Below are 15,069 nucleotides of genomic sequence, written 5' to 3'. Positions count from 1 at the left end.
TGTGGCGGTCTGGTCCGTGTCAGCGTAGCCATTCCGGCGACACCGGGTCGGGCGATGACCACCCGGGCCACTCCCGGTGTTAACGGAACTGGCGGCGATCGCCGATATACGGTTCACCTACACCTCGACACCCGGGAGCCGTCATGGATCCGAGCACGTCACCGCACCGACGAGATCACCGCCGGCTCCGTCCGGGCACCCCGGTCCTCCGCGCCACAGGGATCGTCTTCTCCGCCGCTCTGGTCCTCGCAGGGTGTTCCGCCGGTGGCGACGACGCGACCGCCGCGCAGGACGGCGCGGGTTCCGCCGCGGCGGCGCCGTCGACGGTCACCGTCACAGCCAGCAGTGAGTCCCCTACCGCACCGGATACGGCGAGCGCGACGTCGGAGTCCCGGACGACGTTGACGACGACAACCGCGCCGACCACTCCCCCGTGCGATCCCGCGACCGTCCCGGTGGCCGAGAACGCCGCGAGCATCGCGCAGCCCTTCCCGGACCGTGGATGGACCGTCTACTCCTCGTCGAACCTGTGCGGGACTCTCGGCTACGCCGAACTCGCCACGCAGGGCGGAACCGGGTCCTCCCCGACCCAGTTGCTCCTCTACAACTACGGAGAGTTCCTCGGCACGGGGATCTCGTGCAACGCCCTGGGGCAGGTCATCGGCTCCACCGACCAGTCGGTGTCGGTGGAGTACCGCTGGCCCGAACCGGGAGACAGCAACGCCGACATGTCCGGGCGCGCGAACGTCATGTTCCAGTGGAACGGGTCCTCGGTCGACATGGAGGGCGCGCTCCCGAACGAGGTCACCGGCGGCGCCTGCTGATCGCGCCGGCGCCGAGCGTTTGTGTTGCGTTTACGTGAGACGACTCCCGGAAATGAGAAACAGGCCAGAGTCGTAATGTCTCTGACCTGCTGTTCTCTGCTCCCCCAATTGGACTCGAACCAATAACCCTTCGATTAACAGTCGAATGCTCTGCCAATTGAGCTATGGGGGATTATCACCGGCTTCCGGCGCGCTGGCCGGTTACCGAGAACTTACCTTAGTGCGTCCCCGTCGCCTGGACCAAATCGCCACGTCAGAGCCATTTCTGACCGCACCGGCAGTCCCGATCACGCGAAGTCCGGGGTCGCCCCCACGGCCTGCTCGAGCAGCCCACGGCGGTACTCCTCCAGCGCCACCAGGTCGCCGAACAGTGCCGAGTAGCCGTCGGGGTCCTCGGAGGGACTCATCCGCTGGACACGGGACTTGAGATCCGCGATCTGGCCCGACACCCACACCTCCTGCAGACGCGCGATCACGCCCGAGATGTACCGGGGCATCGCCTCCTCGGAGGCGCGCAGCGTCTCCACGGCGAGGGCACCGACGAGTCGGCGGACGCCCTCGTCCTTCAGCGCCGCGGACACATCGCTCACCCAGTTGACGCCGCTCTTGCCGGCAGAACATCCTCCTGCCTCGGCAAGGGCCGCGGCGACCGCCGAATAGGCCGGGTGCGTGTAGCACTCCTGGGGCAGCGAATCGAAGAGCGGACCGGCCAGGCCCGGGAACTGCAGGGCCGCCTTGATCGCCTCACGCTGCGGCCACAGCACCGGATCGCCGGGGGCGGGCAACGGGATCCCCGGAACCGCCTCCGGTCCGGGCCGGGGGTCGACGGCGGTGTCGTCGTCATACCCCCGTCCGGCACCGACCCCACGATCCCGGTCGTACCGTGGCCCTCCGCCGGGACCACCGGCGGCGCGGCGCCGCGGTGCCGGACCCGAGGACGGGCGCGAGCGCGCGGCCTTCCGCGACTCCTCACGGACGCGCCGCACCACCGTGGCCGGGTCGTCCCACCCGACCCAACCGGCGAGCTGACGGGCGTACTCGTCCCGCAGCGCCGAATCACGGATGCCCGCCACCACGGGAACCGTGCGGCGCAGCGCCTCGACCCGCCCCTCCGCGTGGTCCAGGTCGTGCTCGGTGAGCATCGACCGGATGGCGAACTCGAACATCGGTACCCGCGACGAGACGAGGTCACGTACGGCGGCGTCGCCCCTGTTCTGGCGCAGATCGCACGGGTCCTGGCCCGCGGGTGCCACAGCGGCGAACGTCTTGCCGGAGAATTGCTGATCGCCGGCGAACGCACGCATGGCAGCCTTCTTGCCGGCCTCGTCGCCGTCGAAGGTGTAAATGATCTCGCCGCGGAAATAATTGTCGTCCAACATCAACCTGCGAAGCACCGACACGTGCTCGTCGCCGAACGCCGTGCCACACGCGGCCACCGCGGTGGTGACGCCGGCGGCGTGCATCGCCATGACGTCCGTGTACCCCTCCACCACCACGGCGCGACGCTGCGACGCGATGTCCCGCTTGGCCAGGTCCAGCCCGAACAGCACCTGCGACTTCTTGTAGAGCAGCGTCTCGGGCGTGTTCATGTACTTGCCCAGGTTGTCGTCCTCGAACAGCTTGCGCGCGCCGAAGCCGATCACCTCACCGGCCAGGTTGCGGATGGGCCACAGCAGACGACGGTGGAAGCGGTCGATGAGGGTGCCGCGCGAGGAGGTCTTGGACAGCCCCGCAGCCTCGAGCTCCTTTGCCTCGAAGCCCTGACGCATGAGGTGCTTGCTCATGGTGTCCCAGCCGCTCGGCGCGTACCCGCAGCCGAAGTGGGCCGCCTGGGCCATGTCGAACCCCCGCTCGGTGAGGAAGTCCCGCGCGATCTGCGCCTCCGCGTCCTCCCGGAAGCGCTCGGCGTAGAACTTCTGGGCCGCCGCGTTGGCCTGCGCCAGCCGGGTGCGAGTCCCCCGGTCCCGCTGCACAACCTGACCGCCGCCCTCGTACGAGATGCGATAGCCGATCCGGTCGGCGAGCTGCTCCACCGCCTCGACGAAGCTGATGTGCTCCATCTTCATGAGGAACGAGAAGACGTCCCCGCCCTCACCCGTCGAGAAGCAGTGGAAGTAGCCGGCGTTCGGACGCACGTGGAATGACGGGGTCCGCTCGTCCTTGAACGGCGAGAGCCCCTTCATCGAATCCGCACCGCCCGGCTTGAGCGCCACGTACTCGCCGACGATCTCCTCGATACGGGTCCGTTCGCGGATCGCGGCGATGTCCTGCTCCGGAATCCGCCCTGCCATGACGCCCAGAGTAGCCGCCCACACGAGACCGTGCGTGCCGCCCGTGCCCTGCCGATACGCTGGCCACATGACGGTCACCTCACCTCGTCCGCGTGCCGCTGGGCACCACCGGTCCGGACTCAGCCCGGCGCGCACGCCGCTCCTGGCGCTGGTCCTCGCGTTTCTGACCTCGGCGACGATCTGGGCGGCCCCAGGCGCCGGCGCCGAGCCACCGTCCCGACTCGCGACGCAGATCACCGATTCCGCCGGCGTCCTGGGCCCGGATCGCGGCAGCGTCGAGGACCGATTGGCCGAGCTGCGGTCCACGGACTCCATCCAGCTGTGGGTGACCTACGTGGACACCCTCGACGGGATCCCGGTGCAGCAGTGGGCCGAGCAGACAGGGCGCATGTCCGATCTGGGGATGAACGACGCGCTGCTGGTCGTGGCGGTACGGGACGGGGCGTACTGGTTCGAATTCGCCGACGAGAGCGGCTCCACCACCGCCAACCAGAGCGAGGCACAGAAGATCTCCGCCGGCGACATCGAGCCCCGGCTGGCCGAGGACGACTGGGCCGGTGCCGCGATCGGCGCCGCGGACGGCCTCGAGGCACAGGGCTCGGGATCGGAGATCTCCCCAGTCGCCATGCTCGCGGCGATCGCCGTGATCATCGCCCTCGTCGTGGGAGTGGTCCTGGTCAGCCGCCGTCGCCGCGCCAAGCGCACCGCCGCGCAGAGCGAGGACGCCCTCACCATCCCCGGGGACGACACCGCCCGGCTGGCGGCCCTGCCGGCCGAGGTCCTCGACTCCCGCGCCCGCGCCGGGCTGGCCGCGGCGGACCAGACCGTCGAGGCCTCCGGTACCGCTCTGGCCACCGCCACCGCCGAGTTCGGCGAGCTGCGGACGCGTCCGTTCGCCGAGGCCCTGGACGCCGCCCGTGGTGAGGTCGCCGCCGCGCACGGGGTGGTCCAACGTCTCGACGACGACATCCCGGAGACCCCCGACCAGCGCAAGGCGATGTTGCTCGAGGTGGCAGCCCGTGCCGACCGCGCCGAGAAGGGCCTCGCGGGACAGGCCGAGGCCTTCTCGAACATGCGGGACCTGCTGATCAACGGTGCCGCCGCGGTCGACGCCCTCACCCGGCGGGCCGTGAGCCTACGCGCCCGCCTGCCCGAGGCCGAGCAGACCATGGAGAGCCTGCGCGGGCAGTTCCCGGCGGCGGTCCTGGCCTCGATCACCGACAACGTGTCGCTGGCCGGCGACCTGCTCGAGGCCGCCGAGGACTCGACCGCAGATGCCCGGGAGGCGCTCGCCCGCCCCGTCGGTGAGCAGGGCGCGGCCGTGGACGCCATCACCACCGCCGAGGGCGAGCTCGCCCAGGCGGAGAAGCTCCTCGACGCGGTGGACCACGCCTCCGACGACATCGCGACCGCCCGGCGTGACCTGCCGGACCTGATCGCCGAGGTCGACGAGGAATTGGCCGTGGCCGGCCGACTCCTGTCCTCCACCGACATCAGCAGCGCCACGAGCCACTCGCTCGCCACCGCCGCCACCGCCGCGCGCGGTGTGGTGGAATCCGCGCGGTCCGGTGGCCAGTCCGATCCGCTCGGCGCCTTCTCCCGACTCATCGACGTGGACCGGGACCTGGACGAGGCCCTGGCCGCCGCCGGGCACGAGGCAGAGGCGGCGAGCCGTGCCCGCGCGGCCAGGCAGGCCGCCCTCACCCGGGCAGCCGGTGCGGTCCGGGAGGCGGACGACTTCATCTCCAGCCGCTCGCAGGTGATCGGCCAGGGCGCCCGCACCCGGCTCGCCAGTGCCAAGGACTCGCTGAGGACAGCCGAGGCCACCGTCGGTCCCGCGGCGTTCCCCGCCGCCGAGCGTGCACTCACCCTCGCCCGTGAGGCCCTCCGCCGCGCCCAGGACGACGCATCCCGCCCGCAGTACCACGGGGGTTACGGCGGCGGTCGCCACGGCGGGTACAGGCGCGGCGGGTCCAATACCGGCGCGATGATCGGCGGCATGGTGGCCAGCGCCCTCATCCAGGGCATGCTGCGCGGCGGGTCCGGATACGGCCGCGGCGGCTTCGGCGGTGGAGGCGGCTTCAGCGGCGGTGGCTTCGGCGGTGGCGGTGGCGGCTTCAGTGGTGGCGGCAGCTGGGGTGGCGGCGGCGCGGGCGGGCGGTTCTGACCATGCCCCGTGGACGGAAGGCACTCCTGGCCATCGTGCTGGTCCTGGTGGTGGTCGTGGCCGCCGTCGTGGTGGCAAGCATCGTCTACCGCCCGATGCTCCGCACCGGCACCGGCTACGCCGCCCACAATGAGTGCGCACTGCGGTACCTCGTGGGACGCTCCGACCCGGAAACCGACCTCCCGCCCAATCCACTGGTCCCCTATCTCCGCACCTCGGTGGACGAGTCCGCGGGCACCGTGACCGCGTCCGTGCTCGGCGTGGCATTCACGCAACGCGCCCACGTCTCCGAGTACGGCTGCGCACTCGGCGCCCGCGCGGAGGGCTCCAGCCAGAGCTCCCCTCCGCCGGAGCGCCTCGACCTCGGCACCGAGGGCATACGCCTCCCGGTCGCCGACGCCACCACTCCAGCTGTAGAGGACGCGCTCGACGAGGCCGCGACGCAGGACGGGACGCGGTCCCTCGTCGTCGTCCACAACGGCCAGATCATCGGCGAGAGATACACACCCGGCTTCGGCCCCGACACCCGCCAACTCGGCTGGTCCATCGGCAAGAGCGTCGCCTCGACGCTCGTCGGCCGTGCACAACTCGAGTTCCCGGACGCCGACCTCGACCCCTCCACCACCGGACTCCGCCCCGAATGGACCGACGCGCGCGCCGACATCTCCCTCGACGACCTCCTGCGCATGGCTTCAGGTCTGGAGTGGGACGAGGAGTACGACCTCGGCACCCCCATCACGGCGATGCTGTTCGACGAACCGGACATGGCCCGCTTCGCCGCGTCGCAGAGGCTCGCGCACGATCCCGGAACCTACCGCCAGTACTCCTCCGGCACGACCAACATCATCTGCGACCTCCTCCACGAGCGCACGGGCCTGGGCCCCGAGATGGCCTCCGAGCTGCTCTTCCGTCCGCTGGGGATGGCCAGTGCGGTCCTCGAGGCCGACGCCTCCGGCCGGTCGGTGTGCAGCTCGTACCTGTGGGCCACCCCGCGGGACCTCGCGCGCTTCGGCCAGTTCGCGCTCGATGACGGCCGCGTGAACGGGCGGGCGCTGCTGCCGGAGGGGTGGATGGATTACTCCACGACCGCCGTGCCGGCCGCCGGCGAGCCCGAGCCGTACGGCGCCCAGTGGTGGCTCAACACCGGTGCCGACGGATCCGGTGGGGCTGGCGGGGCCGACGACGACAACGACACCACGGTCCCCCGGCGGATGGCCATGCCCGCGGACGCGTTCTGGGCATCCGGGCACGACGGCCAGTACATCGTCGTGGTCCCGTCGGCCGACCTCGTGGTGGTGCGGACCGGGTTCTCCCCCAGCGCGACCATGGACTCACTCGAGGTGGACCGGCTGGTCGACACGATCGCGAGCGCCGTGCGATGACGCGCAGTCGTGCGGTGACCCGCCTCCACGCGGATCAGCCCCAGGCCGCCTGGATCCCCGCGCTAGACCGATCGATGCGTTCCAGCCGGCTCTCCGTGTAGAGCGCCACCTGGTCGACGATCACCCGCATGCGGGCCGAGTCGTCGGCGGCCGCGTCCCACAGCGGACGCAGCACCGGATCGAGTCCGGCGGGCGCGGAGTGGGCGAGGTACTCGGCGACCCGGTGGATCCGGTCGCGCTGGCGGTCCTGCCGGACCCGGTGCCCGGGGTCACTCATGACATAGCGCACGGCCATCGTCTTGAGCATCACCACCTCCGCCTCGACCTCGGCCGGGATCACCAGGCGGGCGCTGTACCTACCGTGCGGCACGGCCCCGTGCACCTCGCGGGTGGTGTGGATGGCGGGCATGACGAAACGCCCCACCAGCTCACTGGTCAGCGCCTTGAGCGCGACCAGCCCGCCGAACGAGGAGTCGAACGGCTGCACCGCGCGGACCACCGCGAGCGAGGCGAGTCGCTCGGCGGCCTGTTCCAGCTGATCTGCGTCGGGGCCGCGGAACTCCCGCGCGCCGAGCTCCGCCAACGCCGCGACCTCCGACCGGTCGGCCAGTGAGCGCAGGTCGAGGCGGCCCGCGACGATCGCGTCCTCCACGTCGTGCACCGAGTAGGCCACATCGTCGGAGAAATCCATGATCTGCGCCTCGAGGGACCGCGTGTCACCGGGCGCGCCCCGGCGGATCCACTCGAGGATCTCCGCATCCTCGGCATAGGCGCCGAACTTGCTGGTCCCCTCCCGCGGCAGCCACGGGTACTTGGTGGCGGCGTCGAGGGCGGCACGAGTGAGATTGAGACCCACTCCCCTGCCCTCGGAGTCCACGACCTTGGGCTCGAGCCGGGACAGGATGCGGACGGTCTGGGCATTGCCCTCGTACCCCCCGAACCCACGAGCCACCTCGTCCAGGGCCCGCTCGCCGTTATGTCCGTACGGCGGGTGGCCGATGTCGTGGCTGAGCCCGGCGAGGTCCGCCAGGTCGGGATCGCATCCCAGCCCGGCCGCGATACTGCGGGAGATCTGCGCGACCTCCAGGGAGTGGGTGAGCCTGGTGCGCGGGGTGTCCCCGTCCCCGGGGCCGACGACCTGGGTCTTGTCCGCCAGACGGCGCAGCGCGGCCGAGTGCAGCACGCGTGCACGGTCCCGCTCGAACGGGCTGCGCTCGCTGGCCGAGGTCCGCGGGCGCCCCGACCCCTCGTCGACGCGACGTTCCGCGTCACTGTCGGTGTAGGCGTATCCGGTCATGGGCGTCTCTCCTAGCCGGGGAAGTCCACGTTGGAGCCGGCGATCCGGTGATACTGGTACCAGAGCACCGCGCCGGTCTCGCGGATGATGCTCGAGATCTGGTTCTCCCGTGTCCACACCGCCGGTCCGTGCCGGGTCGGCGAGGTCTGGGCCTCGAGTCCGACGTCCCGGGCCATCATCCGGGAGCGGTACGAATGCGTGGGATCGCTGACCAGCACCACGGACTCCCCGCCCTGGTCCTCGACCGTCTGGGCGACGGCCTGGAGGCTGCCGACGGTGTTGGTCCCGGTCTCGACCGCGAGGATCACCTCGGGCGGGATTCCCAACTGGGTGAGGTACGCGCGCCCCGATCCTGCCTCGGTGTAGAGGTCTCCGGGCTGGTTCCCGCCCACCGTGATGATCTGTGGCGCCACGCCCTCCTCGAAGAGCATGGCCGCGTGCTCGAGCCTCGACTGGAACACCGGGGTCGGCACACCGTTGTACTGGGCGGCACCCAGGACGACGATGGCGTCCGCGGGTTCCCGGTCATCGATCCGCGCCACGGACCAGACGCGGAAAGCGATGAAACCGGGGATGACCACACACGACAGCAGCGCGATGACCAGGAGCCATCTGATGGCCCTGCCCACTGCGCTGCGCGGAGACCGGGTTCTACTCACCCGACCAGTGTGCCAGGTTCGTCGGTCAGCACCCGAGGAGCCGCTGGGCGAGGTAGCCCTCGACCTGATCGATCGCGACACGCTCCTGCTGCATGGTGTCGCGCTCGCGGATCGTCACCGCCTGGTCCTCGAGCGTGTCGAAGTCGACGGTGATGCAGAACGGCGTTCCGATCTCGTCGTGGCGGCGGTAGCGACGGCCGATGGCCTGCGCGTCGTCGAAGTCCACGTTCCAGTTCTTGCGAAGCTGCGCCGCCAGGTCCCGTGCCTTGGGCGACAGGTCGGCGTTACGCGACAGCGGCAGCACCGCGGCCTTGAACGGCGACAGGCGACGGTCGAGCTTGAGCACCGTGCGAGTGTCGACACCGCCCTTGGAATTGGGGGCCTCGTCCTCGGTGTAGGCATCGACCAGGAACGCCATGAGCGAGCGGGTCAGGCCGAAGCTGGGCTCGATGACGTACGGGACGTACTTCTCGCCGGAAGCCTGGTCGAAGTACTGCAGGTCCTCGCCGGAGTGCTCCTGGTGCTGCGAGAGGTCGTAGTCGGTGCGGTTGGCGATGCCCATGAGCTCGCCCCACTCGCTACCGGCGAAGCCGAACTTGTACTCGAAGTCGATCGTGCGGTCCGAGTAGTGGGCACGGTCGCCGTCCGGTACGTCGAAACGGCGCAGGTTGGCCGGGTCGATGCCCAGGTCGACGAACCACTCCCAGCACGCCTCGACCCACTCGTCGAACCACTTACCCGCGTCCTCGGGCTTGGTGAAGAACTCGATCTCCATCTGCTCGAACTCGCGGGTGCGAAAGATGAAGTTGCCCGGGGTGATCTCGTTGCGGAACGCCTTGCCGATCTGACCGATGCCGAACGGCGGCTTACGACGCGCCGTGGTCATGACGTTCTTGTAGTTGACGAAGATACCCTGGGCGGTCTCGGGACGCAGGTAGTGCAGGCCGGTCTCGTTGTCCACGGGACCCAGGTACGTCTTCATGAGGCCCGAGAACAGCTGCGGATCGGTCCACTTACCCTTCGTTCCGCAGTTGGGGCAGGCGATCTCGGCCATCGGCGCATCCGCCGGGTTGTCCAGCTTCTTCTTGGCCGCGTACGCCTCCTGGATGTGGTCCTGGCGCAGGCGCGTGTGACAGTTGAGGCACTCGATCAGCGGATCGGTGAAGGTGTCGACGTGACCGGAAGCCTGCCACACCGCACGCGGCAGGATGATGGAGGAGTCCAGACCCACCACGTCCTCGCGGCTGGTCACGAAGGTCCGCCACCACTGCTTCTTGATGTTGTCCTTGAGCTCCACACCCAGGGGTCCGTAGTCCCAGGCTGAGCGGGTGCCGCCGTAGATCTCGCCACACTGGTACACCAGTCCTCGGCGCTTGCAGAGGTTGACGACGGCGTCGATGACGGAAGCTGAGGCTGCCACGTCGGGGGTTCTCCCTTGGTGAGTCGGTTGGCGGAGGTGTCGGGGTGGATCACCTCGGCGCGGGCCGTGGCCCGGGCGCGTGTCCCCAGGGTATCCGGTCACGTACCGGCGTCTGGGATACTGGGGTCGGATGCCGGAGACGACACCGGCGGTGGCGCCCTCGTCACGGAAGTCCTGAAGGTGGAGATGATGGCCTCCGGAACACAGCCGACGGTCGGGGAACTGCCGGTCACGGACGTTCACGACCCCGGACCTCAGCCCGCCCCCGTGCCTCTGCCCGCCGAGAGGGTGATCGCCTCCGCGGGGGATCTCCTGCGCGCCCTGTCCGCTCCCCTGCGGATCGCGATCGTTCTCCAGCTCCGAGACGGACCCCGGTGCGTCCACGAACTGGTCGACTCCCTGGACGCGACCCAGCCACTGGTGAGCCAGCACCTGAAGGTGCTCAAGTCCAGTGGAGTGGTCTCGGCGCACCGCCAGGGACGGGAGATGCGCTATGAATTATTGGACGAGCACCTGTTGAGCATCGTCGAAGCGGCCGTGGACCACGCCGGGGAGGGATCTGTCCGATGACATCAGGCAAGCCCATCGGTGTCCGCTCAACCCGGCAGCGCAGTGCCATCTCGGCGCTGCTGGACGAGTCCAAGGGCTTCCGCTCAGCGCAGGACCTCCACGCCGAACTCCGCGACAAGGGCGACACGATCGGGCTGACGACCGTGTACCGCACCCTGCAGTCCATGGCGGACGCCGGCGCGGTGGACGTCCTCCGGACCGATTCCGGTGAGCTCATCTTCCGCAAGTGCTCCGACTCTCACCATCACCACCTGGTGTGCCGGTCGTGCGGATTCACGGTCGAGGTGGAAGAGCCCCAGGTCGAGGCCTGGGCGAGACGCGCCGGGAGCGCCCACGGTTTCACCGAGGTCACGCACTCGGTCGAACTCTTCGGCCTGTGCGCCGAATGCGCCGCACGCGAAGACTGAGCCCCGCCGGCACCACGCACCCGGCCCCACGCACCCGGCGCCGCGGGCTCAGCTCTCGGCCACGCCGCCGAACCGCCGGTCGCGCTCGGCGAACTCCAGGCACGCGGCCCACAGGTCCCGCCGGTCGAAATCGGGGAACAGGGTGGCCTGGAAGACGAACTCGGCGTAGGCGCTCTGCCACAGGAGGAAGTTCGACGTGCGCAGTTCGCCGGAGGGCCGCAGAAACAGGTCCACGTCGGGCATGTCCGGCTCGTCGAGGTACCGGCCGAAGTTGCTCTCGGTCAGGTCGTCGACACTGACCTCGCCGGCGGCGACGCGACGGGCGAAGTCTTTCGCCGCGTCGACGATCTCGGCCCGGCCTCCGTAGTTGACGCACATCGCGAGCGTCATGACCGTGTTGTCCTTGGTCAACTCCTCCGCCTCTTCGAGCTCCTTGATGACCGAGCCCCACAGTCGCGGGCGCTGACCGGCCCACCGGACCCGCACACCCAGCGCGTGCATCTCGTCGCGGCGGCGACGCAGCACGTCACGGTTGAAGCCCATGAGGAACCGCACCTCCTCGGGGCTGCGCTTCCAGTTCTCGGTGGAGAACGCGTACGCCGACAGGTACGGCACACCCAGTTCGATGCAGCCGTGCACAACATCCATGAGGACGGCCTCACCGCGCTTGTGTCCCTCGGTGCGCGGCAGCCCGCGCTCCTGTGCCCAGCGTCCGTTGCCGTCCATTACCAGCGCGACGTGCCCGGGCACGAACTCGGCGGGAATCGCCGGGGCCGTGGCTCCCGAGGGATGGGGCGTCGGCGGGCGGACGCCAGCACCGTCTCCGGCCGCCGGTGCCGTCCCGTCCGGGGAGCGCTTAAGAAATCTGGGCAGTCCGGGCATGGGACTCCTCCCTGAGGTCACGGGTGGTCTGACGGCCACTAGTTGGCTGACGGTCACCGATGGTCTGACGGTCGCCGGTGGTCGCGCCCGGTGCGGGACGCCCCGCGCCGCGGTCGACCAGCGGAAGGCTGCGCAGGTCGCGCTCGAGGTGCCACTGCAGGTGGGCGCCGGCGATCCCTGACGCCTGGCGGATCACCGCCGGAGAGGACAGTGCCACCGCGTCCCACCGGCCTGCCAGCAACGCGATGAGGTGTTCCGCGACGCCGGGTGAGAGCGTGGCGCAGCCCTGGGGGCGGCACTGCACACAGACGGTGCCGCCGGAGGCGACGTGGAAGCCGCGGTGCGGGCCCACGACCCCGCAGCGCACGCAACAGTCGAGGACCGGCTCCCAGCCGGATGCGGCCATGGCCCGGAGGAGGAACGCGTCGGCGACCAGTCCGGGTTCACGACGCTGCTCGGCGAGCGATCGGAGTGCGCCGACGGCGAGGCCGAGCAATCGCGGGGCCGACGCCCCCTCCTCGCCGGCGAGTCGCTCGGCGGTCTCCAGGACCACGCACCCGGCGGTGTACGCGGGATAGTCGGCGACTATCTGCCGGGCGAGGGATTCCCGGCTGGTGACCTGCCGGATGGTGCCGAGTCCGCTGCGGCCGCGGCCCGGGGCGATCTGCACCTCCACCACGGCGAACGGCTCGAGGCTCGCGCCCATCCGGGACCGTGTGCGGCGCACCGCCCTGGCCACCGCGCGGACGAGGCCGTGCTCCTGCGTCAACAGGGTCACGATCCGGTCGGCCTCACCGAGGTCGTAGGTGCGCACGACGAGGCCGGTGTCGGTGAAGGGATGCATCCCGGCCTCCTGTCGGTGAGCGCGGATCGTCGACGGTCGTGAGAGGGTCCATCATCCCACCGGCGGGCGACAGCCGCGAGGTCGGCGCGCGGCGTCCGTGACTAGAACCCGAGCCTGCCCAGCATCTTCGGGTCGCGCTGCCACTCCTTGAGCACCTTGACGTGCAGGTCCAGGTAGACCCTGGTGCCCAGCAGTTCCTCGATCCCCTTGCGGGCCTGCGTGCCGACCTCGCGCATGCGCGAGCCCTTGGGCCCCAGGACGATCGCCTTCTGACTCTGGCGTTCCACGTACACGGTCGCGTGCACGTCCACCATGTCGTCGCGGCCCTCGTGCGGCAGGACCTCCTCGATCGTCACCGCGATCGAGTGGGGCAGTTCGTCGCGCACGCCCTCCAGGGCGGCCTCGCGGACGAGTTCGGCCATCCGGGACTCGTCCGACTCCTCGGTGATGATGTCGTCCGGGTAGAACTGTGGTCCCTCCGGCAGGAGCGACGCGATCACCTCGGCCACCACGTCCACCTGTTCGCCCGAGACCGCCGAGACGGGAACCACCTCGGAATCCGGCCCGAGGAGCTTCGAGACCGCGACGAGCTGTTCCATGACGCGGTTCTTGGAGACCGAGTCGATCTTGGTCACCACGCCCAGGATCGGGGTCGTGGGGCACAGCTTCCGGACCTGCTCGAGAATCCACCGGTCGCCGGGCCCGATGCGGTCCCCCGCAGGGAAGCACATGCCGATGAGGTCGACATCCGAGTACGTGTCCTCCACCAGCGCGTTGAGGCGCTCGCCGAGGAGCGTGCGCGGCCGGTGCAGGCCAGGGGTGTCCACAAGGATGATCTGCGCGTCATCGCGGTGCACGATGCCGCGGATCGCGTGCCTCGTGGTCTGCGGACGCGACGAGGTGATCGCGATCTTCTCCCCCACCAGCGCGTTGGTCAGCGTGGACTTGCCGGTGTTGGGTCGGCCAACGAAACTGACGAATCCACTGCGGAAGCTCTTCTGGGTGCTCATCTGTCGTCCTCGCCGTCGTCGTCCGAACCGTCCTCGTCCACTATCACCGGCGTCGCGACGACGGTGACGACCTTCACCCGTCCCCGCCGGTCGCGTCCACCCTCGGCCTTCAGGTCCAGCCCGTGGGCCACGATGTGCGCGCCGGGCAGCGGGACGCGTCCGAGTTCGAGCGCGAGCAACCCGCCGAGCGTCTCCACCTCCTCGGTGACCTCGTCTGGGAACTCGGTTCCGAACAGGTCTGCGACCTCGTCCAGTCCCAACCGTGCCGAGAGCCGGAACCGGCTCTCGTCGAGCTGCTCGACGGGCGGGACCTCAGTCGTGTCGTACTCGTCGACGATCTCGCCGACGATCTCCTCGAGAATGTCCTCGATCGAGACCAGTCCGGCCGTCCCCCCGTACTCGTCGACGAGGATCGCCAGGTGATTGTGGTCGCGCTGCATCTCCGCCAGCAGGTCGTCGATCCGCTTGGCATCGGGAACGAACACCGCGGGTCGCATGACGTCGGCCACCGACTCCGCACGACCGTCCGGGTGGTCCAGTCGCGCGACGATGTCGCGCAGGTAGACCACGCCCACCACCTCGTCGGAGTCCTCGGAATCGACCACCGGGATGCGCGAGTACCCGGACTTGACGGTCAGTCGCGCGGCCTGGCCGACCGTCTTGTCGGACTCGATCCACACGATCTCGGTCCGGGGGGTCATGACCTCGCGTGCCGTGGTGTCGCCGAGCTCGAACACGGACTGGATCATGCGTGACTCGTCGTCCGCCACGACGCCGCGCTCGCGCGCCATGTCGACGATCTCGCGCAGCTCGATCTCCGAGGCGAACGGGCCGTTGCGGAAACCGCCGCCGGGGGTGACCGCGTTACCGATCCCGACCAGCATCGCGGCGACCGGCCCCAGGACGAAACCGGAGGCCCACAGCGACGAGGCCGAGCCGAGCGCGATCGTGTAGGCGTGCTGCCGGCCAAGCGTGCGCGGACCGACCCCGGCCACGACGTACGCCACGACGGTGGTCACCAGCGCCGCCGTGGCCAGGGCCCAGGCCGCCGAGTCGATGAGATCGTTGAACACCACCGTGAACAACACGGCGGTGGCCACCAGGCACGCGTGGTGCAGCAGCACCGTGATGTTGATGTAGCGGGGCCGGTTGGTCAGCATCCGCGACAGGCGCGCGGCACCGTACCGGCCCTCTTTGTCCATCTCCTCCACACGCGCCACGGAGACGGTGCTCAGCGCGGCGTCCAGCGCGGAGAAGAGCCCGGCGACGAGGATGAGGAGAACGGCCCCGACGGACGCATAGATGGTCTCGTCCAC

Annotated in this window: 13 protein-coding genes and 1 tRNA gene; 5 read left to right on the top strand and 9 right to left on the bottom strand. The window is 69.9% G+C overall.

All coding sequences use genetic code 11. The features are described from left to right. Window positions 1-143: 143 nt before the first annotated feature. Window positions 144-824: an LppP/LprE family lipoprotein gene (locus tag OPF83_RS03415; RefSeq protein WP_264885802.1), complete on the top strand. Its 681-nt coding sequence runs from the start codon at window positions 144-146 to the stop codon at window positions 822-824. A 99-nt stretch (window positions 825-923) separates the two neighbouring features. Here OPF83_RS03415 and OPF83_RS03410 read toward each other — a convergent pair. Continuing rightward, a tRNA-Asn gene (locus OPF83_RS03410) sits at window positions 924-996 on the bottom strand. A 115-nt stretch (window positions 997-1,111) separates the two neighbouring features. Next, complete coding sequence (gene dnaG, locus OPF83_RS03405; RefSeq protein ID WP_264885801.1) at window positions 1,112-3,115, bottom strand: DNA primase; 2,004 nt, start codon at window positions 3,113-3,115, stop codon at window positions 1,112-1,114. A gap of 67 nt (window positions 3,116-3,182) precedes the next feature. Between dnaG and OPF83_RS03400 the strand changes: the two genes are divergently transcribed. Next, entirely contained in the window at window positions 3,183-5,282 is a 2,100-nt protein-coding gene (locus tag OPF83_RS03400) for a YgcG family protein (RefSeq protein ID WP_264885800.1), read from the top strand. Window positions 5,283-5,284: 2 nt separating this feature from the next. Then, window positions 5,285-6,664, top strand: a complete 1,380-nt coding sequence (locus OPF83_RS03395; RefSeq protein WP_264885799.1) for a serine hydrolase — start codon at window positions 5,285-5,287, stop codon at window positions 6,662-6,664. Window positions 6,665-6,698: 34 nt separating this feature from the next. Here OPF83_RS03395 and OPF83_RS03390 read toward each other — a convergent pair whose 3' ends face one another. The 3 genes from OPF83_RS03390 to OPF83_RS03380 are packed head-to-tail and all read right to left on the bottom strand — an operon-like array spanning window position 6,699 to window position 10,040. Beyond that, the gene (locus tag OPF83_RS03390) at window positions 6,699-7,961 is read right to left on the bottom strand and encodes a deoxyguanosinetriphosphate triphosphohydrolase (protein WP_264885798.1); all 1,263 of its coding nucleotides are present in this window, start codon (window positions 7,959-7,961) and stop codon (window positions 6,699-6,701) included. An 11-nt stretch (window positions 7,962-7,972) separates the two neighbouring features. Then, on the bottom strand, window positions 7,973-8,590 hold the full coding sequence (locus OPF83_RS03385) for a YdcF family protein (RefSeq protein WP_264885981.1): 618 nt from the start codon (window positions 8,588-8,590) through the stop codon (window positions 7,973-7,975). Window positions 8,591-8,645: 55 nt separating this feature from the next. After that, the gene (locus OPF83_RS03380; RefSeq protein ID WP_264885797.1) at window positions 8,646-10,040 is read right to left on the bottom strand and encodes a glycine--tRNA ligase; all 1,395 of its coding nucleotides are present in this window, start codon (window positions 10,038-10,040) and stop codon (window positions 8,646-8,648) included. A 189-nt stretch (window positions 10,041-10,229) separates the two neighbouring features. Here OPF83_RS03380 and OPF83_RS03375 point away from each other — a divergent pair, with 189 nt between their 5' ends. Further along, window positions 10,230-10,610: a helix-turn-helix transcriptional regulator gene (locus tag OPF83_RS03375; RefSeq protein WP_264885980.1), complete on the top strand. Its 381-nt coding sequence runs from the start codon at window positions 10,230-10,232 to the stop codon at window positions 10,608-10,610. Further along, window positions 10,607-11,017: a Fur family transcriptional regulator gene (locus OPF83_RS03370; protein ID WP_264885796.1), complete on the top strand. Its 411-nt coding sequence runs from the start codon at window positions 10,607-10,609 to the stop codon at window positions 11,015-11,017. Before OPF83_RS03375 ends, OPF83_RS03370 begins: the two co-directional genes overlap by 4 nt. 48 nt (window positions 11,018-11,065) lie before the next feature. Here the strand turns inward: OPF83_RS03370 and OPF83_RS03365 are convergent, their stop codons facing one another. From OPF83_RS03365 to OPF83_RS03350, 4 genes are all read right to left on the bottom strand, one after another. Continuing rightward, window positions 11,066-11,899 (bottom strand): isoprenyl transferase, encoded by an 834-nt coding sequence (locus OPF83_RS03365; protein WP_264885795.1) that lies wholly within the window; start codon window positions 11,897-11,899, stop codon window positions 11,066-11,068. Then, complete coding sequence (gene recO, locus OPF83_RS03360; protein WP_264885794.1) at window positions 11,874-12,743, bottom strand: DNA repair protein RecO; 870 nt, start codon at window positions 12,741-12,743, stop codon at window positions 11,874-11,876. Before recO ends, OPF83_RS03365 begins: the two co-directional genes overlap by 26 nt. A 101-nt stretch (window positions 12,744-12,844) precedes the next feature. Continuing rightward, the gene (gene era / locus OPF83_RS03355; RefSeq protein WP_264885793.1) at window positions 12,845-13,753 is read right to left on the bottom strand and encodes a GTPase Era; all 909 of its coding nucleotides are present in this window, start codon (window positions 13,751-13,753) and stop codon (window positions 12,845-12,847) included. Continuing rightward, window positions 13,750-15,069, bottom strand: coding sequence for a hemolysin family protein (locus OPF83_RS03350; protein WP_264885792.1), 1,320 nt, complete (start codon window positions 15,067-15,069; stop codon window positions 13,750-13,752). The genes era and OPF83_RS03350 overlap by 4 nt, the downstream gene beginning before the upstream one ends.

This window comes from Dietzia sp. NCCP-2495 (assembly GCF_026011735.1).
Lineage (GTDB): Bacteria > Actinomycetota > Actinomycetes > Mycobacteriales > Mycobacteriaceae > Dietzia.
The sequence above is the reverse complement of the archived record's forward strand: the minus strand, read 5'-3'. Positions and strand labels throughout refer to the sequence as shown.